The 25,738-nt window shown below is 51.8% G+C and carries 23 protein-coding genes; 17 read left to right on the plus strand and 6 right to left on the minus strand.

Translation table 11 applies throughout. The annotated features are described in order from the left end of the window. Positions 1-53: 53 nt before the first annotated feature. The gene (locus D9738_RS03920) at positions 54-1,484 is read right to left on the minus strand and encodes a sodium:alanine symporter family protein (protein ID WP_130259601.1); all 1,431 of its coding nucleotides are present in this window, start codon (positions 1,482-1,484) and stop codon (positions 54-56) included. A 279-nt stretch (positions 1,485-1,763) separates the two neighbouring features. Between D9738_RS03920 and tal the strand changes: the two genes are divergently transcribed. Both tal and mog read left to right on the plus strand, forming a co-directional pair. Further along, positions 1,764-2,717 carry a transaldolase gene (gene tal / locus D9738_RS03925; protein WP_000130187.1) on the plus strand — a complete coding sequence of 318 codons (954 nt, stop codon included), beginning with the start codon at positions 1,764-1,766 and terminating at the stop codon, positions 2,715-2,717. Between the two features lie 114 nt (positions 2,718-2,831). Then, positions 2,832-3,419 (plus strand): molybdopterin adenylyltransferase, encoded by a 588-nt coding sequence (gene mog / locus D9738_RS03930; RefSeq protein ID WP_130204821.1) that lies wholly within the window; start codon positions 2,832-2,834, stop codon positions 3,417-3,419. Positions 3,420-3,623: 204 nt separating this feature from the next. On the opposite strand, the gene satP is transcribed toward mog, so the two are convergent. The 3 genes from satP to D9738_RS03945 all read right to left on the minus strand — a co-directional run bounded on the left by satP (position 3,624) and on the right by D9738_RS03945 (position 5,482). Continuing rightward, complete coding sequence (gene satP, locus D9738_RS03935) at positions 3,624-4,190, minus strand: acetate uptake transporter (RefSeq protein ID WP_130259602.1); 567 nt, start codon at positions 4,188-4,190, stop codon at positions 3,624-3,626. A gap of 148 nt (positions 4,191-4,338) precedes the next feature. Next, positions 4,339-5,052: an acidic protein MsyB gene (gene msyB, locus D9738_RS03940; protein ID WP_130259603.1), complete on the minus strand. Its 714-nt coding sequence runs from the start codon at positions 5,050-5,052 to the stop codon at positions 4,339-4,341. 25 nt (positions 5,053-5,077) lie between these two features. Next, positions 5,078-5,482 (minus strand): DUF2541 family protein, encoded by a 405-nt coding sequence (locus D9738_RS03945; RefSeq protein ID WP_130259604.1) that lies wholly within the window; start codon positions 5,480-5,482, stop codon positions 5,078-5,080. Between the two features lie 375 nt (positions 5,483-5,857). Here D9738_RS03945 and dnaK point away from each other — a divergent pair, with 375 nt between their 5' ends. Beyond that, positions 5,858-7,774, plus strand: coding sequence for a molecular chaperone DnaK (gene dnaK, locus D9738_RS03950; protein ID WP_000516137.1), 1,917 nt, complete (start codon positions 5,858-5,860; stop codon positions 7,772-7,774). Between the two features lie 88 nt (positions 7,775-7,862). Beyond that, a complete protein-coding gene (dnaJ, locus tag D9738_RS03955; RefSeq protein ID WP_001118464.1) occupies positions 7,863-8,993 on the plus strand; it encodes a molecular chaperone DnaJ in 1,131 nt (376 codons plus the stop codon). A gap of 104 nt (positions 8,994-9,097) precedes the next feature. Here dnaJ and mokC read toward each other — a convergent pair whose 3' ends face one another. After that, the gene (gene mokC / locus D9738_RS03960; RefSeq protein WP_000809168.1) at positions 9,098-9,250 is read right to left on the minus strand and encodes a type I toxin-antitoxin system toxin MokC; all 153 of its coding nucleotides are present in this window, start codon (positions 9,248-9,250) and stop codon (positions 9,098-9,100) included. Positions 9,251-9,834: 584 nt separating this feature from the next. On the opposite strand from mokC, the gene nhaA reads away from it, so the two are divergent. Together nhaA and nhaR are read left to right on the plus strand one after the other, a co-directional pair. After that, positions 9,835-11,001, plus strand: coding sequence for a Na+/H+ antiporter NhaA (gene nhaA / locus D9738_RS03965; RefSeq protein WP_130259605.1), 1,167 nt, complete (start codon positions 9,835-9,837; stop codon positions 10,999-11,001). Positions 11,002-11,060: 59 nt separating this feature from the next. Then, positions 11,061-11,966 (plus strand): transcriptional activator NhaR, encoded by a 906-nt coding sequence (gene nhaR / locus D9738_RS03970; RefSeq protein WP_130204829.1) that lies wholly within the window; start codon positions 11,061-11,063, stop codon positions 11,964-11,966. A 96-nt stretch (positions 11,967-12,062) separates the two neighbouring features. Here the strand turns inward: nhaR and rpsT are convergent, their stop codons facing one another. Further along, entirely contained in the window at positions 12,063-12,326 is a 264-nt protein-coding gene (gene rpsT / locus D9738_RS03975; RefSeq protein WP_001274019.1) for a 30S ribosomal protein S20, read from the minus strand. 102 nt (positions 12,327-12,428) lie between these two features. On the opposite strand from rpsT, the gene D9738_RS03980 reads away from it, so the two are divergent. The 11 genes from D9738_RS03980 (at position 12,429) to carB (ending at position 25,651) form a co-directional block, all read left to right on the plus strand. Further along, positions 12,429-12,647: a DUF2575 family protein gene (locus tag D9738_RS03980; RefSeq protein ID WP_064525381.1), complete on the plus strand. Its 219-nt coding sequence runs from the start codon at positions 12,429-12,431 to the stop codon at positions 12,645-12,647. Positions 12,648-12,654: 7 nt separating this feature from the next. Beyond that, on the plus strand, positions 12,655-13,596 hold the full coding sequence (gene ribF / locus D9738_RS03985; RefSeq protein ID WP_130204831.1) for a bifunctional riboflavin kinase/FAD synthetase: 942 nt from the start codon (positions 12,655-12,657) through the stop codon (positions 13,594-13,596). 42 nt (positions 13,597-13,638) lie between these two features. Continuing rightward, positions 13,639-16,455, plus strand: coding sequence for an isoleucine--tRNA ligase (gene ileS / locus D9738_RS03990; protein ID WP_130259606.1), 2,817 nt, complete (start codon positions 13,639-13,641; stop codon positions 16,453-16,455). Next, positions 16,455-16,949, plus strand: a complete 495-nt coding sequence (lspA, locus tag D9738_RS03995) for a signal peptidase II (protein WP_000083385.1) — start codon at positions 16,455-16,457, stop codon at positions 16,947-16,949. The genes ileS and lspA overlap by 1 nt, the downstream gene beginning before the upstream one ends. Before the next feature lie 107 nt (positions 16,950-17,056). Next, the gene (gene fkpB, locus D9738_RS04000) at positions 17,057-17,506 is read left to right on the plus strand and encodes an FKBP-type peptidyl-prolyl cis-trans isomerase (RefSeq protein ID WP_130259607.1); all 450 of its coding nucleotides are present in this window, start codon (positions 17,057-17,059) and stop codon (positions 17,504-17,506) included. Between the two features lies 1 nt (position 17,507). Beyond that, on the plus strand, positions 17,508-18,458 hold the full coding sequence (gene ispH / locus D9738_RS04005) for a 4-hydroxy-3-methylbut-2-enyl diphosphate reductase (protein ID WP_130204835.1): 951 nt from the start codon (positions 17,508-17,510) through the stop codon (positions 18,456-18,458). A 65-nt stretch (positions 18,459-18,523) separates the two neighbouring features. Further along, positions 18,524-19,438: a ribonucleoside hydrolase RihC gene (rihC, locus tag D9738_RS04010; RefSeq protein ID WP_130259608.1), complete on the plus strand. Its 915-nt coding sequence runs from the start codon at positions 18,524-18,526 to the stop codon at positions 19,436-19,438. A 22-nt stretch (positions 19,439-19,460) separates the two neighbouring features. Continuing rightward, positions 19,461-19,826 (plus strand): DUF805 domain-containing protein, encoded by a 366-nt coding sequence (locus D9738_RS04015; RefSeq protein ID WP_130259609.1) that lies wholly within the window; start codon positions 19,461-19,463, stop codon positions 19,824-19,826. Positions 19,827-19,986: 160 nt separating this feature from the next. Continuing rightward, positions 19,987-20,808: a 4-hydroxy-tetrahydrodipicolinate reductase gene (gene dapB, locus D9738_RS04020; RefSeq protein WP_130259610.1), complete on the plus strand. Its 822-nt coding sequence runs from the start codon at positions 19,987-19,989 to the stop codon at positions 20,806-20,808. 455 nt (positions 20,809-21,263) lie between these two features. Next, positions 21,264-22,412 (plus strand): glutamine-hydrolyzing carbamoyl-phosphate synthase small subunit, encoded by a 1,149-nt coding sequence (gene carA / locus D9738_RS04025; RefSeq protein ID WP_130259611.1) that lies wholly within the window; start codon positions 21,264-21,266, stop codon positions 22,410-22,412. Positions 22,413-22,429: 17 nt separating this feature from the next. Beyond that, positions 22,430-25,651, plus strand: coding sequence for a carbamoyl-phosphate synthase large subunit (gene carB / locus D9738_RS04030; protein ID WP_130259612.1), 3,222 nt, complete (start codon positions 22,430-22,432; stop codon positions 25,649-25,651). The last annotated feature ends 87 nt before the right edge of the window (positions 25,652-25,738 follow it).

Below are 25,738 nucleotides of genomic sequence, written 5' to 3' on the forward strand. Positions count from 1 at the left end.
AAATTTACTGCGACTGTAGCAAAAAAAGTGGATGAGTTGATCGATAGTTGTGATTACTCCTGCGACAAATCATCCCACGCGTCAGGGGACAGTTGCTGACTGATATCCGGGTAGCGCAGCGGATCAAACACCGGACGTACGCCGAGTTTACGCTGGCGCAGATAATCGCTGGCAATGATATGCACCACAGGGGAAAGCAGCAAAATCGCGGTCAAATTGGTGATTGCCATGCAGGCCATAATAATATCGGCCAGTTGCCACATCATCGGAAGGCTCAGTAGGGTGCCGCTAATGACTGTAACAAAGATACAGATACGCAGACTCCAGATAGCTTTCCGGTTGTTCAGCCGTAAAAAGAAGAGATTATTTTCGGCATAAATGTAGTTGGCGACGATCGAGCTGAAGGCAAATAGAATCACTACTATCGTGACAAATTCTGCCCCCCAGGAACCCATTAATACACGCATCGCTTTCTGAATGAGTTGGATACCTTCCAGTGGCAAATAGGTGGTGCCGTTACCAGCCAGCAATATCAGCATGGCGCTTGCCGTACAAATCACCATCGTGTCGATAAAGATGCCGATCATCTGGACAATACCTTGCGCTGCCGGATGCGGTGGCCATGATGCCGCCGCCGCCGCTGCGTTCGGTGTTGATCCCATCCCTGCCTCATTGGAAAACATACTGCGCTGAAAGCCGTTAGTAATCGCCTGACTCAGGGTATAACCCGCCGCGCCGCCTGCCGCTTCCTGCCAGCCAAAGGCGCTTTCAAAAATAGACCAAATAACGTGTGGAAGTTGCCCGATATTCATTGCGCAAATGACCAGGCTGGCGAGTACCCAGATTAACGCCATAATAGGGGCAAACCATTGCATTAACCGGGCGACGCCATGAATGCCGTGAGTTATCGCCAACAAGGTAAAAATGGCGAGAATGACACCCGTTACTAACGGAGGGAAATCAAATGCAAAACTCATCGCGCGAGCGACAGCATTTGCCTGAACACCGCTGAAAATCAGTCCGTAGGCGATGAGCAAAAAGACGGCGAACAGAACGCCCATCCAGCGCATCCCTAACCCACGCGCCATATACCATGCCGGTCCGCCGCGAAACTGCCCATTGACGTCACGTTCTTTATAAAGCTGGGCAAGGGAACATTCAGCAAAAGAGGTCGCCATGCCAATAAACGCGGCAACCCACATCCAGAAAACGGCACCCGGTCCACCGGCGGTGATAGCCAGCGCAACGCCTGCCAGGTTGCCGCTGCCGACGCGCGCGGCGAGACTGGTACACAATGATTGAAAAGAAGTTAAACCGCCTCGTTGCGGATGAATGCTATTTTTAAGACTTTTGCCAAACTGACGAATATAGCGAAATTGAACGAACCCAGAACGAAAAGTGAACCAACAGCCTGCGCCGAAGAGCAGGTAGATCATCACTGATCCCCATAGTACGTTGTTAATAAAAGAGAAAAAATCAGGCATTCGTATCCCTCTTGTCGCCGGCGCGCGGTTACATTCCTGTGTAAACGTTACCAATTGATTAAGAATTATATACGATGTGCATTGGTTGATAACGTCTGCGTAGCATACATGAGGTTTTGTTTAAAAATGGCGGGTGATATCAACGCCATGTCAGAAATCCGAAACAGTCTTGCCTGGTGATAACCCTTTTGTCTGCGGTTGCGCTGTCGTTACGTCGTGATATCATCAGGGCAGACCGGTTACATCCCCCTAACAAGCTGTTTAAAGAGAAATACTATCATGACGGACAAATTGACCTCCCTTCGTCAGTACACCACCGTAGTGGCCGACACTGGGGACATCGCGGCAATGAAGCTGTATCAACCGCAGGATGCCACAACCAACCCTTCTCTCATTCTTAACGCAGCGCAAATTCCGGAATACCGTAAGTTGATTGATGATGCTGTCGCCTGGGCGAAACAGCAGAGCAACGATCGCGCGCAGCAGATCGTGGACGCGACCGACAAACTGGCAGTAAATATTGGTCTGGAAATCCTGAAACTGGTTCCGGGCCGTATCTCAACTGAAGTTGATGCGCGTCTTTCCTATGACACCGAAGCGTCAATTGCGAAAGCAAAACGCCTGATTAAGCTCTACAACGATGCAGGTATTAGCAACGATCGTATTCTGATCAAACTGGCTTCTACCTGGCAGGGTATCCGTGCTGCAGAACAGCTGGAAAAAGAAGGTATCAACTGTAACCTGACTCTGCTGTTCTCCTTCGCTCAGGCACGTGCTTGTGCGGAAGCGGGCGTGTTCCTGATTTCTCCGTTTGTTGGCCGTATTCTTGACTGGTACAAAGCCAATACCGATAAGAAAGAGTACGCTCCGGCAGAAGATCCGGGTGTCGTTTCTGTATCTGAAATCTACCAGTACTACAAAGAACACGGTTATGAAACCGTGGTTATGGGCGCAAGCTTCCGTAACATCGGCGAAATTCTGGAACTGGCAGGCTGCGACCGTCTGACCATCGCACCGGCACTGTTGAAAGAGCTGGCTGAGAGCGAAGGGGCTATCGAACGTAAACTGTCTTACACTGGTGAAGTGAAAGCGCGTCCGGCGCGTATCACCGAGTCTGAGTTCCTGTGGCAGCACAACCAGGACCCAATGGCAGTTGATAAACTGGCGGAAGGTATCCGTAAGTTTGCTGTTGACCAGGAAAAACTGGAAAAAATGATCGGCGATCTGCTGTAATCATTCTTAGCGTGACCGGGAAGTCGGTCACGCTACCTCTTCTGAAGCCTGTCTGTCACTCCCTTCGCAGTGTATCATTCTGTTTAACGAGACTGTTTAAACGGAAAAATCTTGATGAATACTTTACGTATCGGCTTAGTTTCCATCTCTGATCGCGCGTCCAGCGGCGTTTATCAGGATAAAGGCATCCCTGCGCTGGAAGAATGGCTGACATCGGCGCTAACCACGCCGTTTGAACTGGAAACTCGCTTAATCCCCGATGAGCAGGCGATCATTGAGCAAACGTTGTGTGAGCTGGTGGATGAAATGAGTTGCCATCTGGTGCTGACAACCGGCGGTACTGGCCCGGCGCGCCGTGACGTAACGCCCGATGCGACGCTGGCAGTAGCGGACCGCGAGATGCCAGGCTTTGGTGAACAGATGCGCCAGATAAGCCTGCATTTTGTGCCAACTGCGATCCTTTCGCGCCAGGTGGGGGTGATTCGTAAGCAGGCACTGATCCTTAACTTACCCGGTCAGCCGAAGTCCATCAAAGAGACACTGGAAGGCGTGAAGGATGCCGAGGGTAAGGTCGTGGTACATGGCATTTTCGCCAGCGTACCGTACTGCATTCAGTTGCTGGAAGGACCATACGTTGAAACGGCACCGGAAGTGGTGGCAGCATTCAGACCGAAGAGTGCAAGACGCGAAGTTAGCGAATAAAAAAATCCCCCCAGGCGGGGGATGAGACTGATGACAAACGCAAAACTGCCTGATGCGCTACGCTTATCAGGCCTACGAGTTTCCTGCAATATATTGAATTTGCACGATTTTGTAGACCAGGTAAGGCGTTCACGCCGCATCCGGCATGAATAAAGCGCACGTTGTCAACAAACTGATATCCCCCGAGCGGGGGATATCAAGCAATTAGTGAGACTCACCAATCGGCAGAACGGTACGGCCAAACTGTTCGTTCAGCACTTCACCCATTGCCAGATAAATTGCGCTGGCACCGCAGATCAGACCAATCCAGCCGGCGAAGTGGATGATCGCGGCGTTACCGGCAATGTTACCCACAGCCAGCAGCGCAAACAGCACGGTCAGGCTGAAGAATACGAATTGCAGAACGCGTGCGCCTTTCAGCGTGCCGAAGAACATAAACAGCGTAAACACGCCCCACAGACCCAGGTAGACACCAAGGAACTGCGCATTTGGCGCATCGGTCAGGCCCAGTTTCGGCATCAGCAGAATCGCAACCAGCGTCAGCCAGAAAGAACCGTAAGAGGTGAAGGCAGTTAAACCGAAAGTGTTGCCTTTTTTATACTCCAGCAGACCGGCAAAAATTTGCGCGATACCGCCGTAGAAGATGCCCATAGCGAGAATAATACCGTCCAGAGCGAAATAACCCACGTTGTGCAGGTTAAGTAGAATGGTGGTCATGCCGAAGCCCATCAGGCCCAGCGGTGCCGGATTAGCCAACTTAGTGTTGCCCATAATTCCTCAAAAATCATCATTGAATGAATGGTGAAATAATTTCCCTGAATAACTGTAGTGTTTTCAGGGCGCGGCATAATAATCAGCCAATGGAGTAGTGTCCATGATCTTTTGAGGGGAAAATGAAAATTTTCCCCGATGTGAGGGATTAGGCCTGAGTGGCGCTGACAATTCGACGCAGGCAGGCAATTTGCAGGACCGCCGGAATAGTAACGCGATAGGCGCTACCGCTGACGGCTTTAACTCCGTTTAATGCCGCGCCCACCGGGCCACCAAGCCCCGCACCACGTAGTAGGTCATGCCCGAGAACGCTCATTGCTGCGTGAGTACGTAAAATGCGGGTAAGCTGGCTGGAAAGCAGATGCGACACGCCTTTTGCCAATAATTTGTCTTTCATCAGCAGCGGTAATAGCTCTTCCAGCTCGTTGACTCTGGCATCGACCGCCTTGAGAAATTCCTGCTTATGTTCCTCGTCCATTTTCTTCCAGGTATTACGCAGAAATTGTTCCAGTAATTGTTGCTCAATTTCAAACGTAGACATCTCTTTATCGGCTTTTAGCTTCAGCCGTTTTGAGACGTCGAGCAAAATGGCCCGGTACAGTTTACCGTGTCCGCGAAGTTTGTTAGCGATACTATCGCCGCCAAAATGCTGTAATTCTCCGGCAATTAGCTGCCAGTTGCGGCGATGTTGCTCGGGATGCCCTTCCATCGATTTGAACAGTTCATTACGCATCAGAACGCTGGAGAGGCGAGTTTTGCCTTTTTCGTTATGAGTGAGCAAACGGGCGAAATTGGTCAGTTGCTCCTCACTACAATGCTGGAGAAAATCCAGATCTGAATCATTCAGGTAATTAACATTCATTTATTGTAGCTTCTCTGTTCAAGCGTTAATCGTCGCCGATAATTTTCAGCGTGGCCATATCGGACGAGTTCACTGTATGACCGGAAAAGGTGATTTTTGACACGCAGCGTTTGTTGTCGTTATCGCTGTTAATGTTGATCCAGCTGGTGGTTTGCCCTTCTTTAATTTCGGCGGGAACATTCAGGCTTTGACTGGCGCTACGGGCGGCTTTGAAATAAACCGACGCGCCGCTCAACTGTAAATCGCCGTGGTCGGCGGTGAGTTGGATACGTTTTACGATGCGGCAAACGGGGAGTTTCAGTGCCAGATCGTTGGTTTCGTTACGCGGCATCGCAATGACGCCGAGGATTTTATGGTCGTTAGCTTGCGCCGTGCAGCACAGCATAAGGCTAAGTACCAGGCTGGCGGAAATCGTAAAAACGGATTTCATAAAGATTCTCTTAGCGGGGGAGCAGTAGGGGATGAATAGCCACTAGTTTACTGCTGGCGAAAAGAAGATTCAGGTATGTAATCTTTTCTTTTTATTACAATTTTTTGGTGAATCTCTTGTGTTGGATTCATTCTTTATATGAATGAAATTGCCGTCTGTTTCATGTCTTCTTACGGCATATCACGAAATTTCTGCGCAAAAGCACAAAAAATTTTTGCATCTCCCCCTTGATGACGTGGGTTACGACCCCATTTAGTAGTCAACCGCAGTGAGTGAGTCTGCAAAAAAATGAAATTGGGCAGTTGAAACCAGACGTTTCGCCCCTATTACAGACTCATACCACATGATGACCGAATATATAGTGGAGACGTTTAGATGGGTAAAATTATTGGTATCGACCTGGGTACTACCAACTCTTGTGTAGCGATTATGGATGGCACCACTCCTCGTGTGCTGGAGAACGCCGAAGGCGATCGCACCACGCCTTCTATCATTGCCTATACCCAGGATGGTGAAACTCTGGTTGGTCAGCCGGCTAAACGTCAGGCAGTGACGAACCCGCAAAACACCCTGTTTGCGATTAAACGCCTGATTGGCCGCCGCTTCCAGGACGAAGAAGTTCAGCGTGATGTTTCCATCATGCCGTTCAAAATTATTGCTGCTGATAACGGCGACGCATGGGTCGAAGTTAAAGGCCAGAAAATGGCACCGCCGCAGATTTCTGCTGAAGTGCTGAAAAAAATGAAGAAAACCGCGGAAGATTACCTGGGCGAACCGGTAACTGAAGCTGTTATCACCGTACCGGCATACTTTAACGATGCTCAGCGTCAGGCAACCAAAGATGCAGGCCGTATCGCTGGTCTGGAAGTAAAACGTATCATCAACGAACCGACCGCAGCTGCGCTGGCTTACGGTCTGGACAAAGGTACTGGTAACCGTACTATCGCGGTTTATGACTTGGGTGGTGGTACTTTTGATATTTCCATTATCGAAATCGACGAAGTTGACGGCGAAAAAACCTTCGAAGTTCTGGCTACCAACGGTGATACCCACCTGGGTGGTGAAGACTTTGATAGCCGCCTGATCAACTACCTGGTTGAAGAATTCAAGAAAGATCAGGGCATTGACCTGCGCAACGACCCGCTGGCAATGCAGCGTCTGAAAGAAGCGGCAGAAAAAGCGAAAATCGAGCTGTCTTCCGCTCAGCAGACCGACGTTAACCTGCCGTACATCACTGCAGACGCGACCGGTCCGAAACACATGAACATCAAAGTGACTCGTGCGAAACTGGAAAGCCTGGTTGAAGACCTGGTAAACCGTTCCATCGAGCCGCTGAAAGTTGCACTGCAGGACGCTGGCCTGTCCGTATCTGATATCGACGACGTGATCCTCGTTGGTGGTCAGACTCGTATGCCAATGGTTCAGAAGAAAGTGGCTGAATTCTTTGGTAAAGAGCCGCGTAAAGACGTTAACCCGGACGAAGCTGTAGCTATCGGTGCTGCTGTTCAGGGTGGTGTTCTGACTGGTGACGTAAAAGACGTACTGCTGCTGGACGTTACCCCGCTGTCTCTGGGTATCGAAACCATGGGCGGTGTGATGACGACGCTGATCGCGAAAAACACCACTATCCCGACCAAGCACAGCCAGGTGTTCTCTACCGCTGAAGACAACCAGTCTGCGGTAACCATTCACGTGCTGCAGGGTGAACGTAAACGTGCGGCTGATAACAAATCTCTGGGTCAGTTCAACCTGGATGGTATCAACCCGGCACCGCGCGGTATGCCGCAGATCGAAGTTACCTTCGATATCGATGCTGACGGTATCCTGCACGTTTCCGCGAAAGATAAAAACAGCGGTAAAGAGCAGAAGATCACCATCAAGGCTTCTTCTGGTCTGAACGAAGATGAAATCCAGAAAATGGTACGCGACGCAGAAGCGAACGCCGAAGCTGACCGTAAGTTTGAAGAGCTGGTACAGACCCGCAACCAGGGCGACCATCTGCTGCACAGCACCCGTAAGCAGGTTGAAGAAGCAGGCGACAAACTGCCGGCTGACGACAAAACTGCTATCGAGTCTGCGCTGACTGCACTGGAAACTGCTCTGAAAGGTGAAGACAAAGCCGCTATCGAAGCGAAAATGCAGGAGCTGGCACAGGTTTCCCAGAAACTGATGGAAATCGCCCAGCAACAACATGCCCAGCAGCAGACTGCCGGTGCTGATACTTCTGCAAACAACGCGAAAGATGACGATGTTGTCGACGCTGAATTTGAAGAAGTCAAAGACAAAAAATAATCGCCCTATAAACGGGTAATTATACTGACACGGGCGAAGGGGAATTTCCTCTCCGCCCGTGCATTCATCTAGGGGCAAATCAAAAAAGATGGCTAAGCAAGATTATTACGAGATTTTAGGCGTTTCCAAAACAGCGGAAGAGCGTGAAATCAAAAAGGCCTACAAACGCCTGGCCATGAAATACCACCCGGACCGTAACCAGGGTGACAAAGAGGCCGAAGCGAAATTTAAAGAGATCAAGGAAGCTTATGAAGTTCTGACCGACTCGCAAAAACGTGCGGCATACGATCAGTATGGCCATGCGGCGTTTGAGCAAGGCGGCATGGGCGGCGGCGGTTTTGGCGGCGGCGCAGACTTCAGCGATATTTTTGGTGACGTTTTCGGCGATATTTTTGGCGGCGGACGTGGTCGTCAACGTGCGGCGCGTGGTGCTGATTTACGCTATAACATGGAGCTCACCCTCGAAGAAGCTGTACGTGGCGTGACCAAAGAGATCCGCATTCCGACTCTGGAAGAGTGTGACGTTTGCCACGGTAGCGGTGCAAAACCAGGTACACAGCCGCAAACCTGTCCGACCTGTCATGGTTCTGGTCAGGTGCAGATGCGCCAGGGCTTCTTCGCCGTACAACAGACCTGTCCACACTGTCAGGGCCGCGGTACGCTGATCAAAGATCCGTGCAACAAATGTCATGGTCATGGTCGTGTTGAGCGCAGCAAAACGCTGTCCGTTAAAATCCCGGCAGGGGTGGATACCGGGGACCGCATCCGTCTTGCGGGCGAAGGTGAAGCGGGCGAACACGGCGCACCGGCAGGCGATCTGTACGTTCAGGTTCAGGTTAAACAGCACCCGATTTTCGAGCGTGAAGGCAACAACCTGTATTGCGAAGTCCCGATCAACTTCGCTATGGCGGCGCTGGGCGGTGAAATCGAAGTGCCGACCCTCGATGGTCGCGTCAAACTGAAAGTGCCTGGCGAAACCCAGACCGGTAAGCTGTTCCGTATGCGCGGTAAAGGCGTCAAGTCTGTCCGCGGCGGTGCGCAAGGTGACTTGCTGTGCCGCGTAGTGGTCGAAACACCGGTAGGTCTGAACGAGAAGCAGAAACAACTACTGCAAGAGCTGCAGGAAAGCTTCGGTGGCCCAACCGGCGAGCACAACAGTCCGCGTTCGAAGAGTTTCTTTGATGGCGTGAAGAAGTTTTTCGACGACCTGACTCGCTAACCTCCCCAAAAGCCTGCCCGTGGGCAGGCCTGGGTAAAAACCAGGGTGCGTTGAAGATATGCGAGCACCTGTAAAGTGGCGGGGATAACTCCCCGCCGTTGCTCTTACTCGGATTCGTAAGCCGTGAAAACAGCAACCTCCGTCTGGCCAGTTCGGATGTGAACCTCACAGAGGTCTTTTCTCGTTACCAGCGCCGCCACTACGGCGGTGATACAGATGACGATCAGGGCGACAATCATCGCCTTATGCTGCTTCATTGCTCTCTTCTCCTTGACCTTACGGTCAGTAAGAGGCACTCTACATGTGTTCAGCATATAGGGGGCCTCGGGTTGATGGTAAAATATCACTCGGGGCTTTTCTCTATCTGCCATCCAGCTAATGCCTGAGACAGATAGCCTCAAGCACCCGCCGCTATTATACCGCTCTCTTTAACCCACTCTGTTTTATCGATTCTAATCCTGAAGACGCCTCGCATTTTTATGGCGTAATTTTTTAAGGATTTAATTATTTAACTTTAATTTATCTCTTTATCGCAATTATTGACGACAAGCTGGATTATTTTTGAAATATTGTCCTAACAAACGACGCCGACTTACAACAAATTAATTATTACTTTTCCGAATTAATCCCTCAGAAATCCAGACCTTAAGCTATGATTATCAGGGCTTGAGGTCATCAGCCACCGCTTTCGAGCGCCAAAAACACTTCCTCTGCTGGTGACTTAATCTTCTTTATAGATCGTAAAAAACGAATTATTCCTACACTATAATCTGATTTTAACGATGATTCGTGCAGAGTAAAATAGTAAAAACGATCTATTCACCTGAAAGAGAAATAAAAAGTGAAACATCTGCATCGATTCTTTAGCAGTGATGCCTCGGGAGGCATTATTCTCATCATTGCCGCTGTTCTGGCGATGATTATGGCCAACAGCGGCGCAACCAGTGGATGGTATCACGACTTTCTTGAGACGCCGGTTCAGCTCCGGGTTGGTTCTCTTGAAATCAATAAAAACATGCTGTTATGGATAAATGACGCGTTAATGGCGGTATTTTTCCTGTTGGTTGGTCTGGAAGTTAAACGCGAGCTGATGCAAGGATCGCTGGCCAGCTTGCGCCAGGCTGCGTTTCCGGTTATTGCCGCAATCGGCGGGATGATTGTCCCGGCATTGCTTTATCTGGCCTTTAACTATGCCGATCCTGTTACTCGTGAAGGGTGGGCGATCCCGGCGGCAACTGACATCGCTTTTGCGCTCGGGGTTCTGGCGTTATTGGGAAGTCGTGTACCGTTGGCGCTGAAGATCTTTTTGATGGCGCTGGCTATTATCGATGATCTTGGGGCCATCATAATCATTGCCTTGTTTTACACTAATGATTTGTCGATGACCTCTCTTGGCGTTGCAGCTGTAGCAATTGCGGTGCTCGTGGTGCTGAACATTTGTGGTGTGCGCCGCACGGGAGTTTATATTCTGGTCGGCGTGGTGCTGTGGACCGCAGTGTTGAAATCAGGTGTCCACGCAACGCTGGCAGGTGTCATTGTCGGTTTCTTTATTCCATTGAAAGAGAAGCATGGCCGTTCTCCGGCGAAGCGCCTGGAGCATGTTCTGCATCCGTGGGTGGCTTATCTGATTTTGCCGCTGTTTGCTTTTGCCAATGCCGGCGTTTCTCTGCAAGGCGTGACGTTGGATGGCCTGACCTCCATCTTGCCATTAGGGATCATCGCCGGTTTGCTGATTGGCAAGCCGTTGGGTATTAGTTTGTTCTGCTGGTTGGCGCTGCGTTTGAAACTGGCTCATTTGCCAGAGGGAACCACTTATCAGCAAATTATGGCGGTTGGGATCTTGTGCGGTATCGGTTTTACTATGTCTATCTTTATCGCCAGCCTGGCTTTTGGTAGCGTAGATCCAGAACTGATTAACTGGGCGAAATTGGGCATTCTGGTTGGCTCAATCTCTTCGGCGGTAATTGGATATAGCTGGTTACGCATTCGTTTACGTCCATCAGTTTGACAGGACGATGTACCGGGGAGCCATAAATGGCTCCCTTTTCATTCTTATCAGGGAGAGAAATGAGCATGTCTCATATCAATTACAACCACTTGTATTACTTCTGGCATGTCTACAAAGAAGGTTCTGTGGTTGGCGCAGCGGAGGCGCTTTATTTAACACCACAAACCATTACCGGGCAGATCCGGGCGCTGGAAGAGCGCCTGCAAGGGAAATTATTTAAGCGTAAAGGACGTGGTCTGGAACCCAGCGAACTGGGGGAACTGGTCTATCGCTACGCCGATAAAATGTTCACCTTGAGCCAGGAAATGCTGGACATTGTGAACTATCGCAAAGAGTCCAATTTGTTGTTTGATGTTGGCGTGGCAGATGCTCTTTCCAAACGCCTGGTCAGTAGTGTATTGAATGCCGCAGTGGTGGAAGACGAGCAGATCCATTTACGCTGTTTTGAATCGACGCACGAGATGCTGTTGGAGCAACTGAGTCAGCATAAGCTGGATATGATCATCTCTGACTGCCCGATAGACTCCACCCAGCAGGAAGGGCTGTTTTCCATAAAAATTGGCGAGTGTGGTGTCAGTTTCTGGTGCACTAACCCGCTGCCAGAAAAGCCGTTTCCTGCCTGTCTGGAAGAGCGTCGCTTACTTATTCCGGGGCGTCGCTCAATGTTGGGACGCAAGCTATTAAACTGGTTTAACTCTCAGGGCTTAAACGTTGAAATTCTGGGGGAGTTTGATGATGCGGCGTTGATGAAAGCTTTTGGAGCGACGCATAACGCTATTTTCGTTGCACCTTCGCTTTACGCTAATGATTTCTATAACGATGACTCGGTTATGGAGATAGGCCGCGTTGAGAACGTGATGGAAGAGTACCACGCGATTTTCGCCGAAAGGATGATTCAACATCCTGCGGTACAGCGTATTTGCAACACAGATTACTCTGCGTTGTTTACTTCAGCTTCAAAATAACCATTTGTACTCTGCAGGCTGCAGTTTTGGCCTGCAGATGGGCATAAAAAAACCCGCTTGCGCGGGCTTTTTTACAAAGCTGACAACAAAAGGCGATTAAGCCAGTTTGTTGATCTGTGCAGTCAGGTTAGCCTTATGACGTGCAGCTTTGTTTTTGTGGATCAGACCTTTAGCAGCCTGACGGTCCACGATCGGTTGCATTTCGTTAAATGCTTTCAGTGCAGCAGCTTTGTCGCCAGCTTCGATAGCTGCGTATACTTTCTTGATGAAAGTACGCATCATAGAGCGACGGCTTGCGTTGTGCTTACGAGCCTTTTCAGACTGAATGGCGCGCTTCTTAGCTGATTTGATATTAGCCAAGGTCCAACTCCCAAATGTGTTCTATATGGACAATTCAAAGGCCGAGGAATATGCCCTTTTAGCCTTCTTTTGTCAATGGATTTGTGCAAATAAGCGCCGTTAATGTGCCGGCGCTCGTTACGTAGTGATGGCGCAGGATTCTACCAGCTTGCGGGGTGTGAATACAGCTTTTCCGCGATAAAAATTGCATCAGGCCGTGAGTTTCTGCCCGTGATTTGCGCCATGGCAATGAAAAGCCACTTCTTTCTGATTTCGGTACTCAATCGCCGGTTAACCTTGACCGCTGTACAAGGTATACTCGGACGATTTTCACTGTTTTGAGCCAGACATGAAGCTGATACGCGGCATACATAATCTCAGCCAGGCCCCGCAAGAAGGGTGTGTGCTGACTATTGGTAATTTCGACGGCGTGCATCGCGGTCATCGCGCGCTGTTGCAGGGCTTGCAGGAAGAAGGGCGCAGGCGAAACTTACCGGTGATGGTGATGCTTTTTGAACCTCAACCACTGGAACTGTTTGCTACCGATAAAGCCCCGGCAAGACTGACCCGACTGCGGGAAAAACTGCGTTACCTTGCAGAGTGTGGCGTAGATTACGTGCTGTGCGTGCGTTTCGACAGGCGCTTTGCGGCGCTGACTGCGCAAAACTTCATCAGCGATCTACTGGTGAAGCATTTGCGGGTAAAATTCCTCGCCGTGGGTGATGATTTCCGCTTTGGCGCTGGTCGTGAAGGCGATTTCTTGTTATTACAGAAAGCTGGCGTGGAATACGGCTTTGACATTACCAGTACGCAAACTTTTTGCGAAGGTGGCGTGCGTATCAGCAGCACCGCTGTGCGTCAGGCACTTGCAGACGATAATCTGGCTCTGGCAGAAAGTTTACTGGGGCACCCGTTTGCCATCTCCGGGCGTGTGGTCCACGGTGATGAATTAGGGCGCACGATAGGTTTCCCGACGGCGAATGTACCGCTACGCCGTCAGGTTTCCCCGGTGAAAGGGGTTTATGCGGTGGAAGTGCTGGGCCTCGGCGAAAAGCCGTTACCCGGCGTGGCAAACATCGGAACACGTCCAACGGTTGCCGGTATTCGCCAGCAGCTGGAAGTGCATTTGTTAGATGTTGCAATGGACCTTTACGGTCGCCATATACAAGTAGTGCTGCGTAAAAAAATACGCAATGAGCAGCGATTTGCGTCGCTGGACGAACTGAAAGCGCAGATTGCGCGTGATGAATTAACCGCCCGCGAATTTTTTGGGCTAACAAAACCGGCTTAAGCCTGTTATGTAATCAAACCGAAATACGGAACCGAGAATCTGATGAGTGACTATAAATCAACCCTGAATTTGCCGGAAACAGGGTTCCCGATGCGTGGCGATCTCGCCAAACGCGAACCGGGAATGCTGGCGCGTTGGACTGATGATGACCTGTACGGCATCATTCGTGCGGCTAAAAAAGGCAAAAAAACCTTCATTCTGCATGATGGCCCTCCTTATGCGAATGGCAGCATTCATATTGGTCACTCGGTTAACAAGATTCTGAAAGACATTATCGTGAAGTCCAAAGGGCTTTCCGGTTATGACTCGCCGTATGTGCCTGGCTGGGACTGCCACGGTCTGCCGATCGAGCTGAAAGTAGAGCAAGAATACGGTAAGCCGGGTGAGAAATTCACTGCTGCCGAGTTCCGCGCCAAGTGCCGCGAATACGCTGCGACCCAGGTTGACGGTCAGCGCAAAGACTTTATCCGTCTGGGCGTGCTGGGCGACTGGTCGCACCCGTACCTGACCATGGACTTCAAAACTGAAGCCAATATCATCCGCGCGCTGGGCAAAATCATCGGCAACGGTCACCTGCACAAAGGCGCGAAGCCGGTGCACTGGTGCGTTGACTGCCGTTCTGCACTGGCAGAAGCGGAAGTTGAGTATTACGACAAAACTTCTCCGTCCATCGACGTTGCTTTCCAGGCGGTCGATCAGGATGCGCTGAAAGCAAAATTTGGCGTCAGCAACGTTAACGGCCCAATCTCGCTGGTAATCTGGACCACTACGCCGTGGACTCTGCCTGCAAACCGCGCAATCTCTATTGCACCGGATTTCGACTATGCGCTGGTGCAGATCGACGGTCAGGCCGTTATTCTGGCGAAAGATCTGGTTGAAAGCGTAATGCAGCGTATCGGCGTGACCGATTACACCATTCTCGGCACGGTAAAAGGTGCGGAGCTTGAACTGCTGCGCTTTACCCATCCGTTTATGGGCTTCGACGTTCCGGCAATCCTCGGCGATCACGTTACCCTGGATGCTGGTACCGGTGCCGTTCACACCGCGCCTGGCCACGGTCCGGACGACTATGTGATTGGCCAGAAATACGGTCTGGAAACCGCTAACCCGGTTGGCCCGGACGGCACTTATCTGCCGGGTACTTACCCGACGCTGGATGGCGTGAATGTCTTCAAAGCGAACGACATCGTCGTTGCGCTGCTGCAGGAAAAAGGCGCGCTGCTGCACGTTGAGAAAATGCAGCACAGCTATCCGTGCTGCTGGCGTCACAAAACGCCGATCATCTTCCGCGCGACACCGCAGTGGTTCGTCAGCATGGACAAAGAAGGTTTGCGCGCGCAGTCGCTGAAAGAGATCAAAGGCGTGCAGTGGATCCCGGATTGGGGCCAGGCGCGTATCGAGTCGATGGTCGCTAACCGTCCTGACTGGTGTATCTCCCGTCAGCGCACCTGGGGCGTACCGATGTCACTGTTCGTGCATAAAGACACGGAAGAGCTGCATCCGCGTACCCTTGAACTGATAGAAGAAGTGGCAAAACGCGTTGAAGTTGACGGCATCCAGGCGTGGTGGGATCTCGATGCGAAAGAGATCCTCGGCGACGAAGCTGACCAGTATGTGAAAGTGCCGGATACGCTGGACGTATGGTTTGATTCAGGATCTACCCACTCTTCTGTTGTTGACGTGCGTCCTGAATTTGCTGGTCACGCAGCGGATATGTATCTGGAAGGTTCTGACCAACACCGCGGCTGGTTCATGTCCTCTCTGATGATCTCTACCGCGATGAAGGGCAAAGCGCCGTATCGTCAGGTGCTGACCCACGGCTTTACCGTGGATGGTCAGGGTCGCAAGATGTCCAAATCCATCGGCAACACCGTTTCGCCGCAGGATGTGATGAACAAACTGGGCGCGGATATTCTGCGTCTGTGGGTGGCATCAACTGACTACACCGGTGAAATGGCCGTTTCTGACGAGATCCTGAAACGTGCTGCCGACAGCTATCGTCGTATCCGTAACACCGCGCGCTTCCTGCTGGCAAACCTGAACGGTTTCGATCCGGCAAAAGATATGGTGAAACCGGAAGAGATGGTGGTACTGGACAGATGGGCCGTCGGTTGTGCGAAAGCGGCACAGGAAGACATCCTCAAGGCGTACGAAGCATACGATTTCCACGAAGTAGTACAGCGTCTGATGCGCTTCTGTTCCGTTGAGATGGGATCCTTCTACCTCGACATCATCAAAGATCGTCAGTACACCGCGAAAGCGGACAGTGTGGCGCGTCGTAGCTGCCAGACTGCGCTGTATCACATCGCAGAAGCGCTGGTTCGCTGGATGGCACCTATCCTCTCCTTCACCGCTGATGAAGTGTGGGGCTACCTGCCGGGCGAGCGTGAAAAATACGTCTTCACCGGCGAGTGGTACGAAGGCCTGTTTGGTCTGGCAGACAGCGAAGCGATGAACGATGCGTTCTGGGACGAGCTGCTGAAAGTGCGTGGCGAAGTGAACAAAGTCATTGAGCAAGCGCGTGCCGACAAGAAAGTGGGCGGCTCGCTGGAAGCGGCAGTGACGCTGTATGCTGAACCGGAACTGGCGGCGAAACTGACTGCGCTGGGCGATGAATTACGATTTGTCCTGTTGACCTCCGGCGCTACCGTTGCAGACTATAACGACGCACCTGCTGATGCTCAGCAGAGCGAAGTACTCAAAGGGCTGAAAGTCGCGTTGAGTAAAGCCGAAGGTGAGAAGTGTCCACGCTGCTGGCACTACACCCAGGATGTCGGCAAGGTGGCGGAACACGCAGAAATCTGCGGCCGCTGTGTCAGCAACGTCGCCGGTGACGGTGAAAAACGTAAGTTTGCCTGATGAGTCAATCGATCTGTTCAACAGGGCTACGCTGGCTGTGGCTGGTGGTAGTCGTGCTGATTATCGATCTGGGCAGCAAATACCTGATCCTCCAGAACTTTGCTCTGGGGGATACGGTCCCGCTGTTCCCGTCGCTTAATCTGCATTATGCGCGTAACTATGGCGCGGCGTTTAGTTTCCTTGCCGATAGCGGCGGCTGGCAGCGTTGGTTCTTTGCCGGTATTGCGATTGGTATTAGCGTTACCCTGGTTGTGATGATGTATCGCTCGAAGGCCACGCAAAAGCTAAACAATATCGCTTACGCGCTGATTATTGGCGGCGCGCTGGGCAATCTGTTCGACCGCCTGTGGCATGGCTTCGTTGTCGATATGATCGACTTCTACGTCGGCGACTGGCACTTCGCCACCTTCAACCTTGCCGATACTGCAATCTGTGTCGGTGCGGCACTGATTGTGCTGGAAGGTTTTTTGCCTTCTAAAGCGAAAAAACAATAATAAACCCTGCCGGATGCGATGCTGACGCATCTTATCCGGCCTACAGATTGCTGCGTAATCGTAGGCCGCATCCGGCAAAAATCCTCAAAATATAAGAGCAAACCTGCATGTCTGAATCTGTACAGAGCAATAGCGCCGTCCTGGTGCATTTCACGCTAAAACTCGACGATGGCACTACCGCCGAGTCTACCCGCAACAACGGTAAACCGGCGCTGTTCCGCCTGGGTGATGCTTCTCTTTCCGAAGGTCTGGAGCAACACCTTCAGGGGCTGAAAGTGGGCGATAAAACCACCTTCTCGCTGGAGCCAGATGCGGCGTTTGGCGTGCCGTCACCGGACCTGATTCAGTACTTCTCCCGCCGTGAGTTTATGGATGCAGGCGAGCCAGAAATTGGCGCAATCATGCTTTTTACCGCAATGGATGGCAGTGAGATGCCTGGCGTGATCCGCGAAATTAACGGCGACTCCATTACCGTTGATTTCAACCATCCGCTGGCCGGGCAGACCGTTCATTTTGATATTGAAGTGCTGGAAATCGATCCGGCACTGGAGGCGTAACATGCAGATCCTGTTGGCCAACCCGCGTGGTTTTTGTGCCGGGGTAGACCGCGCTATCAGCATTGTTGAAAACGCGCTGGCCATTTACGGCGCACCGATTTATGTCCGTCACGAAGTGGTACATAACCGCTACGTGGTCGATAGCCTGCGCGAGCGTGGGGCTATCTTTATTGAGCAGATCAGCGAAGTGCCGGACGGCGCGATCCTGATTTTTTCCGCACACGGTGTTTCTCAGGCAGTCCGCAACGAAGCGAAAAGTCGCGATTTGACGGTATTTGACGCGACCTGTCCGCTGGTGACCAAAGTGCATATGGAAGTCGCGCGCGCCAGCCGTCGTGGCGAAGAGTCGATTCTCATCGGCCACGCCGGGCATCCGGAAGTGGAAGGTACGATGGGCCAGTACAGTAACCCGGAAGGGGGAATGTATCTGGTCGAGTCGCCGGACGACGTGTGGAAACTGACGGTCAAAAACGAAGAGAAACTCTCCTTTATGACCCAGACCACGCTATCGGTGGATGACACGTCTGATGTCATCGACGCACTGCGTAAACGCTTCCCGAAAATTGTCGGGCCGCGCAAAGATGATATCTGCTACGCCACCACCAACCGTCAGGAAGCGGTACGCGCCCTGGCAGAGCAGGCAGAAGTGGTGCTGGTGGTCGGATCGAAAAACTCCTCCAACTCCAACCGTCTGGCGGAACTGGCCCAGCGCATGGGCAAACGGGCGTTTTTGATTGACGATGCGACAGATATCCAGGAAGAGTGGGTAAAAGAGGTGAAATGCGTCGGTGTGACTGCTGGCGCATCGGCTCCGGATATTCTGGTACAGAACGTAGTCGCACGTTTACAGCAGCTTGGCGGTGGCGAAGCCATTCCGCTGGAAGGCCGCGAAGAAAATATCGTTTTCGAAGTGCCGAAAGAGTTGCGTGTCGATATTCGTGAAGTTGATTAAGTCATTAGCAGCCTAAGTTATGCGAAAATGCCGGTCTTGTTACCGGCATTTTTTATGGAGAAAACATGCGTTTACCTATTTTCCTCGATACAGACCCCGGCATTGACGATGCCGTCGCCATTGCCGCCGCGATTTTTGCCCCCGAGCTCGACCTGCAACTGATGACCACCGTCGCAGGTAATGTCTCGGTTGAGAAAACTACCCGCAACGCCCTGCAACTGCTGCATTTCTGGAATGCGGAGATTCCGCTTGCCCAGGGAGCTGCCGTGCCGCTGGTACGCGCACCGCGTAATGCAGCATCTGTGCACGGTGAATCGGGAATGGCTGGCTACGACTTTGTCGAGCACAACAGAAGCCCACTGGACAAACCCGCATTTCTGGCTATTCGGGATGCCCTGCTGCGTGCGCCTGAGCCTGTTACTCTGGTAGCCATCGGCCCGTTAACCAATATTGCGCTGTTACTTTCACAATGCCCGGAATGCAAACCGCATATTCGCCGTCTGGTGATCATGGGGGGTTCTGCCGGACGCGGCAACTGCACACCAAACGCCGAGTTTAATATCGCTGCCGATCCAGAAGCGGCTGCGTGCGTCTTCCGTAGCGGCATCGAAATCGTCATGTGCGGTCTGGATGTCACCAATCAGGCGGTGTTATCTCCTGATTATCTTGCTACATTGCCGGAGTTGAATCGTACCGGAAAAATGCTGCACGCCTTGTTTAGTCACTACCGTAGCGGCAGTATGCAAAGCGGCCTGCGTATGCACGATCTCTGCGCCATCGCCTGGCTGGTGCGCCCGGACTTATTCACTCTCAAGCCGTGTTTTGTGGCAGTGGAAACGCAGGGCGAATTTACCTCAGGTACTACGGTTGTTGATATCGACGGTTGCCTGAGTAAACCTGCAAACGTGCAGGTGGCGCTGGATCTGGATGTGAAAGGCTTTCAGCAGTGGGTGGCGGAAGTGCTGGCCCTGGCGAACTAATCAGAAAACAAGGAAGTGTTCTATGACGTATGGAGAAGCGTATTTGGAAGGGTGGAAAAACATCTTTAATTATGAAGGTGTCGCCACCCGTTTTGAGTTCTGGTCGTTTATGATCGGTAGTGTCGTTATCTGTCTGCTACCGCTTTTATGCTGGTGGTTTGCGGAAACAATGAACAATGACTATGGTGTTTTCATTTTTTTTGCGCTGCCCGCGTCATTTATTTTAACGTTGATTTTTGCCGTACCGGCGATGGCGCTAGCCGTCAGAAGGATGCACGATATCGGATATCCAGGGTGGTGGGTCATTATTGTCGTGTTGATCCCTATTACGGGCGTAATTCTGCTTATACTTTGCTGCCTGCCGTCAAAGTCACAAGACCAGGCATAATGACAGATGGTATGACGCATCACTTTCTGCGTCATGCCTTTCACTGATATCCCTCCCTGTTTATCATTAATTTCTAATTATCAGCGTTTTTGGCTGGCGGCGTAGCGATGCGCTGGTTACTCTGAAAACGGTCTATGCAAATTAACAAAAGAGAATAGCTATGCATAATGCAAACATCCGCGTTGCCATCGCGGGAGCCGGGGGGCGTATGGGCCGCCAGTTGATTCAGGCGGCGCTGGCATTAGAAGGCGTGCAGCTGGGCGCGGCGCTGGAGCGCGAAGGATCTTCTTTACTGGGCAGCGACGCTGGTGAACTGGCCGGAGTCGGAAAAACAGGCGTTACCGTGCAAAGCAGCCTCGACGCGGTAAAAGATGATTTTGATGTGTTTATCGATTTTACCCGTCCGGAAGGTACGCTGAACCATCTCGCTTTTTGTCGCCAGCATGGCAAAGGGATGGTGATTGGTACAACGGGTTTTGATGACGCTGGCAAACAAGCGATTCGTGACGCTGCCACAGATATTGCGATTGTCTTTGCCGCTAATTTTAGCGTTGGCGTTAACGTCATGCTTAAGCTGCTGGAGAAAGCCACTCAGGTAATGGGTGACTACACCGATATTGAAATTATCGAAGCACATCATAGACATAAAGTCGATGCGCCGTCAGGCACTGCGCTGGCGATGGGGGAGGCGATTGCCCACGCTCTTGATAAAGACCTGAAAGATTGCGCGGTCTACAGTCGTGAAGGCCATACCGGTGAACGTGTTCCTGGCACCATTGGTTTTGCCACTGTACGAGCGGGTGACATCGTGGGTGAACATACCGCCATGTTCGCCGATATCGGCGAACGTCTGGAGATTACCCATAAGGCGTCCAGCCGCATGACATTTGCTAACGGTGCGGTAAGATCGGCATTGTGGCTAAATGGCAAGGAAAATGGTCTTTTTGATATGCGAGATGTGCTGGATCTCAATAGATTATAACCACAAAACATTTGTATTGATGCAAAAGTAACATATCTAATTTATTGATTGTAAAGGGCTTTAATTTTTAGCCCTTTTATTTTGTGGTTTTTTCTTAATTGTTGATACAAATTGCTAAAAATATAAAGTTTTGTCTGTGATTTTTGTTGTTTTAATGTAAATTTTGACCATCTGGTCCACTTTTTTCCGAGTGAATTTTGTTTTTACATTCTTCTCGCTGTGCAAGCGTTTTCCTGACTACGTTAGGTGATCTTTTTGTCGCTTAATGCCATAAAAATATGCATGACGCATAAAATCATATAATAAATACCGCGATTGAGTTGACTTTTAGCGCCCATATCTCCAGAATGCCGCCGTTTGCCAGAAATTCGTCGGTAAGCAGATTTGCATTGATTTGCGTCATCATTGTGAATTAATATGCAAATAAAGTGAGTGAATATTCTCTGGAGGGTGTTTTGATTAAGTCAGCGCTATTGGTTCTGGAAGACGGAACCCAGTTTCACGGTCGGGCCATAGGGGCAACAGGTTCGGCGGTTGGGGAAGTCGTTTTCAATACTTCAATGACCGGTTATCAAGAAATCCTCACTGATCCTTCCTATTCTCGTCAAATCGTTACTCTTACTTATCCCCATATTGGCAATGTCGGCACTAATGACGCCGATGAAGAATCTTCTCAGGTACATGCGCAAGGTCTGGTGATTCGCGACCTGCCGCTGATTGCCAGCAACTTCCGCAACACCGAAGACCTCTCTTCTTACCTGAAACGCCATAACATCGTGGCGATTGCCGATATCGATACCCGTAAGCTGACGCGTTTACTGCGCGAGAAAGGCGCGCAGAATGGCTGCATTATCGCGGGCGATAACCCGGATGCGGCGCTGGCATTAGAAAAAGCCCGCGCGTTCCCAGGTCTGAACGGCATGGATCTGGCAAAAGAAGTGACCACCGCAGAAGCCTATAGCTGGACACAAGGGAGCTGGACGCTGACCGGCGGCCTGCCAGAAGCGAAAAAAGAAGACGAGCTGCCGTTCCATGTTGTGGCTTATGATTTTGGTGCCAAGCGCAACATCCTGCGGATGCTGGTGGACAGAGGTTGTCGCCTGACCATCGTTCCGGCGCAAACTTCTGCGGAAGATGTGCTGAAAATGAATCCAGACGGCATCTTCCTCTCCAACGGTCCTGGCGACCCGGCCCCGTGCGATTACGCTATTACTGCCATCCAGAAATTCCTCGAAACCGACGTCCCGGTATTCGGCATCTGCCTCGGCCATCAGCTGCTGGCGCTGGCGAGCGGTGCGAAGACTGTCAAAATGAAATTTGGTCACCACGGCGGCAACCATCCGGTGAAAGATGTTGAGAAAAACGTGGTGATGATCACCGCCCAGAACCACGGTTTTGCGGTGGATGAAGCAACATTACCTGCAAACCTGCGTGTTACACATAAATCCCTGTTCGACGGTACGTTACAGGGGATTCATCGCACCGATAAACCGGCGTTCAGCTTCCAGGGTCACCCTGAAGCCAGCCCTGGTCCGCACGACGCAGCGCCGTTGTTCGACCACTTTATCGAGTTAATTGAGCAGTACCGTAAAACCGCTAAGTAATCAGGAGTAAAAGAGTCATGCCAAAACGTACAGATATAAAAAGTATCCTGATTCTGGGTGCGGGCCCGATTGTTATCGGTCAGGCGTGTGAGTTTGACTACTCTGGCGCGCAAGCATGTAAAGCCCTGCGCGAAGAGGGTTACCGCGTTATTCTGGTGAACTCCAACCCGGCGACCATCATGACCGACCCGGAAATGGCTGATGCGACCTACATCGAGCCGATTCACTGGGAAGTGGTACGCAAGATTATTGAAAAAGAGCGCCCGGACGCAGTGCTGCCAACGATGGGCGGTCAGACGGCGTTGAACTGCGCGCTGGAGCTGGAGCGTCAGGGTGTGCTGGAAGAGTTCGGTGTCACCATGATTGGTGCTACCGCCGATGCGATTGATAAAGCAGAAGACCGCCGCCGTTTCGACGTAGCGATGAAGAAAATCGGTCTGGAAACTGCGCGTTCCGGTATTGCACACACGATGGAAGAAGCGCTGGCGGTTGCCGCTGACGTGGGCTTCCCGTGCATTATTCGCCCATCCTTCACAATGGGCGGTAGTGGTGGCGGTATCGCTTATAACCGCGAAGAGTTTGAAGAAATCTGCGCCCGCGGTCTGGATCTCTCCCCAACCAAAGAGTTGCTGATTGATGAGTCGCTGATCGGCTGGAAAGAGTACGAGATGGAAGTGGTGCGTGATAAAAACGACAACTGCATCATCGTCTGCTCTATCGAAAACTTCGATGCAATGGGCATCCACACCGGTGACTCCATCACTGTCGCGCCAGCCCAAACGCTGACTGACAAAGAATATCAAATCATGCGTAACGCCTCGATGGCGGTGCTGCGTGAAATCGGCGTTGAAACCGGTGGTTCCAACGTCCAGTTTGCGGTGAACCCGAAAAACGGTCGCCTGATTGTTATCGAAATGAACCCGCGCGTGTCGCGTTCTTCGGCGCTGGCGTCGAAAGCGACCGGCTTCCCGATTGCTAAAGTGGCGGCGAAACTGGCGGTGGGTTACACCCTCGACGAGCTAATGAACGACATCACCGGCGGACGTACTCCGGCCTCCTTTGAGCCGTCCATCGACTATGTGGTTACTAAAATTCCTCGCTTCAACTTCGAGAAATTCGCTGGTGCGAACGACCGTCTGACCACTCAGATGAAATCGGTTGGCGAAGTGATGGCGATTGGTCGCACGCAGCAGGAGTCCCTGCAAAAAGCGCTGCGCGGCCTGGAAGTGGGCGCAACTGGCTTCGACCCGAAAGTGAGCCTGGATGACCCGGAAGCGTTAACCAAAATCCGTCGCGAACTGAAAGACGCAGGCGCAGAGCGTATCTGGTACATCGCCGATGCTTTCCGTGCGGGCCTGTCTGTGGACGGCGTCTTCAACCTGACCAACATTGACCGCTGGTTCCTGGTACAGATTGAAGAGCTGGTGCGTCTGGAAGAGAAAGTGGCAGAAGTGGGCATCACTGGCCTGAACGCTGACTTCCTGCGCCAGTTGAAACGCAAAGGCTTTGCCGATGCGCGTCTGGCAAAACTCGCGGGCGTGCGTGAAGCAGAAATCCGTAAGCTGCGTGACCAGTATGACCTGCATCCGGTTTACAAGCGCGTGGATACCTGTGCGGCAGAATTTGCCACCGACACCGCTTATATGTACTCCACTTATGAAGAAGAGTGCGAAGCGAATCCGTCTACCGACCGTGAAAAAATCATGGTGCTCGGCGGTGGCCCGAACCGTATCGGTCAGGGTATCGAATTCGACTACTGCTGCGTACACGCCTCGCTGGCGCTGCGTGAAGACGGTTACGAAACCATTATGGTGAACTGTAACCCGGAAACCGTCTCCACCGACTACGATACTTCCGACCGCCTCTACTTCGAGCCGGTAACTCTGGAAGATGTGCTGGAAATTGTGCGTATTGAGAAGCCGAAAGGCGTTATCGTCCAGTACGGCGGTCAGACCCCGCTGAAACTGGCACGTGCGCTGGAAGCCGCTGGCGTCCCGGTTATCGGTACCAGCCCGGATGCTATCGACCGTGCGGAAGACCGTGAACGCTTCCAGCATGCGGTTGACCGTCTGAAACTGAAACAACCGGCGAACGCCACCGTTACCGCTATTGAAATGGCGGTTGAGAAGGCAAAAGAGATTGGCTACCCGCTGGTGGTGCGCCCGTCTTACGTTCTCGGCGGTCGGGCGATGGAAATCGTCTACGACGAAGCTGACCTGCGTCGCTACTTCCAGACGGCGGTCAGCGTGTCTAACGATGCGCCAGTGTTGCTGGATCACTTCCTTGATGACGCGGTAGAAGTTGACGTGGACGCCATCTGCGATGGCGAAATGGTGCTGATTGGCGGCATCATGGAGCATATTGAGCAGGCGGGCGTGCACTCCGGTGACTCCGCATGTTCTCTGCCAGCCTACACCTTAAGTCAGGAAATTCAGGATGTGATGCGCCAACAGGTGCAGAAACTGGCCTTCGAATTGCAGGTGCGCGGCCTGATGAACGTGCAGTTTGCGGTGAAAAACAACGAAGTCTACCTGATTGAAGTTAACCCGCGTGCGGCGCGTACCGTTCCGTTCGTCTCCAAAGCCACCGGCGTGCCGCTGGCAAAAGTGGCGGCGCGTGTGATGGCAGGCAAATCGCTGGCTGAGCAGGGCGTGACTAAAGAAGTCATCCCGCCGTACTACTCGGTGAAAGAAGTGGTGCTGCCGTTCAACAAATTCCCGGGCGTTGACCCGCTGTTAGGGCCAGAAATGCGCTCCACCGGGGAAGTGATGGGCGTGGGTCGCACCTTCGCTGAAGCATTTGCCAAAGCGCAGCTGGGCAGTAACTCCACCATGAAGAAACAGGGCCGTGCGCTGCTCTCCGTGCGTGAAGGCGACAAAGAACGCGTGGTGGACCTGGCGGCAAAACTGCTGAAACAGGGCTTCGAGCTGGATGCAACCCACGGCACGGCGATTGTGCTGGGCGAAGCGGGCATTAATCCGCGTCTGGTAAACAAGGTGCATGAAGGTCGTCCGCACATTCAGGACCGTATCAAGAATGGCGAATACACCTACATCATCAACACCACCTCAGGTCGTCGCGCGATTGAAGACTCCCGCGTGATCCGTCGCAGTGCGCTGCAATATAAAGTGCATTACGACACCACCCTGAACGGCGGTTTCGCCACCGCGATGGCGCTGAATGCCGATGCGACCGAAAAAGTTATTTCGGTGCAGGAAATGCACGCACAGATCAAATAATAGCGTGTGATGGCGGATATGTTTTATTCGCCAATTTGATCGAATAACTAATACGGTTCTCGAAAGAGGACCGTTTTTTTATCTGTA

It is taken from the genome of Escherichia sp. E10V5, assembly GCF_004212315.1.
GTDB lineage: Bacteria > Pseudomonadota > Gammaproteobacteria > Enterobacterales > Enterobacteriaceae > Escherichia.

What these genes read in the sequence shown, in the direction of transcription:
- ileS (WP_130259606.1), top strand. Translation starts at nt 13,639, where the DNA reads ATGAGTGACTATAAATCAACCCTGAATTTGCCGGAAACAGGGTTCCCG.
- satP (WP_130259602.1), bottom strand. Translation starts at nt 4,190, where the DNA reads ATGGGCAACACTAAGTTGGCTAATCCGGCACCGCTGGGCCTGATGGGC.
- D9738_RS03920 (WP_130259601.1), bottom strand. Translation starts at nt 1,484, where the DNA reads ATGCCTGATTTTTTCTCTTTTATTAACAACGTACTATGGGGATCAGTG.
- D9738_RS04015 (WP_130259609.1), top strand. Translation starts at nt 19,461, where the DNA reads ATGACGTATGGAGAAGCGTATTTGGAAGGGTGGAAAAACATCTTTAAT.
- nhaR (WP_130204829.1), top strand. Translation starts at nt 11,061, where the DNA reads ATGAGCATGTCTCATATCAATTACAACCACTTGTATTACTTCTGGCAT.
- D9738_RS03980 (WP_064525381.1), top strand. Translation starts at nt 12,429, where the DNA reads ATGTGCCGGCGCTCGTTACGTAGTGATGGCGCAGGATTCTACCAGCTT.
- rihC (WP_130259608.1), top strand. Translation starts at nt 18,524, where the DNA reads ATGCGTTTACCTATTTTCCTCGATACAGACCCCGGCATTGACGATGCC.
- mokC (WP_000809168.1), bottom strand. Translation starts at nt 9,250, where the DNA reads ATGAAGCAGCATAAGGCGATGATTGTCGCCCTGATCGTCATCTGTATC.
- ribF (WP_130204831.1), top strand. Translation starts at nt 12,655, where the DNA reads ATGAAGCTGATACGCGGCATACATAATCTCAGCCAGGCCCCGCAAGAA.
- lspA (WP_000083385.1), top strand. Translation starts at nt 16,455, where the DNA reads ATGAGTCAATCGATCTGTTCAACAGGGCTACGCTGGCTGTGGCTGGTG.
- dnaK (WP_000516137.1), top strand. Translation starts at nt 5,858, where the DNA reads ATGGGTAAAATTATTGGTATCGACCTGGGTACTACCAACTCTTGTGTA.
- dnaJ (WP_001118464.1), top strand. Translation starts at nt 7,863, where the DNA reads ATGGCTAAGCAAGATTATTACGAGATTTTAGGCGTTTCCAAAACAGCG.
- msyB (WP_130259603.1), bottom strand. Translation starts at nt 5,052, where the DNA reads ATGAATGTTAATTACCTGAATGATTCAGATCTGGATTTTCTCCAGCAT.
- ispH (WP_130204835.1), top strand. Translation starts at nt 17,508, where the DNA reads ATGCAGATCCTGTTGGCCAACCCGCGTGGTTTTTGTGCCGGGGTAGAC.
- dapB (WP_130259610.1), top strand. Translation starts at nt 19,987, where the DNA reads ATGCATAATGCAAACATCCGCGTTGCCATCGCGGGAGCCGGGGGGCGT.
- mog (WP_130204821.1), top strand. Translation starts at nt 2,832, where the DNA reads ATGAATACTTTACGTATCGGCTTAGTTTCCATCTCTGATCGCGCGTCC.
- tal (WP_000130187.1), top strand. Translation starts at nt 1,764, where the DNA reads ATGACGGACAAATTGACCTCCCTTCGTCAGTACACCACCGTAGTGGCC.
- D9738_RS03945 (WP_130259604.1), bottom strand. Translation starts at nt 5,482, where the DNA reads ATGAAATCCGTTTTTACGATTTCCGCCAGCCTGGTACTTAGCCTTATG.
- carB (WP_130259612.1), top strand. Translation starts at nt 22,430, where the DNA reads ATGCCAAAACGTACAGATATAAAAAGTATCCTGATTCTGGGTGCGGGC.
- fkpB (WP_130259607.1), top strand. Translation starts at nt 17,057, where the DNA reads ATGTCTGAATCTGTACAGAGCAATAGCGCCGTCCTGGTGCATTTCACG.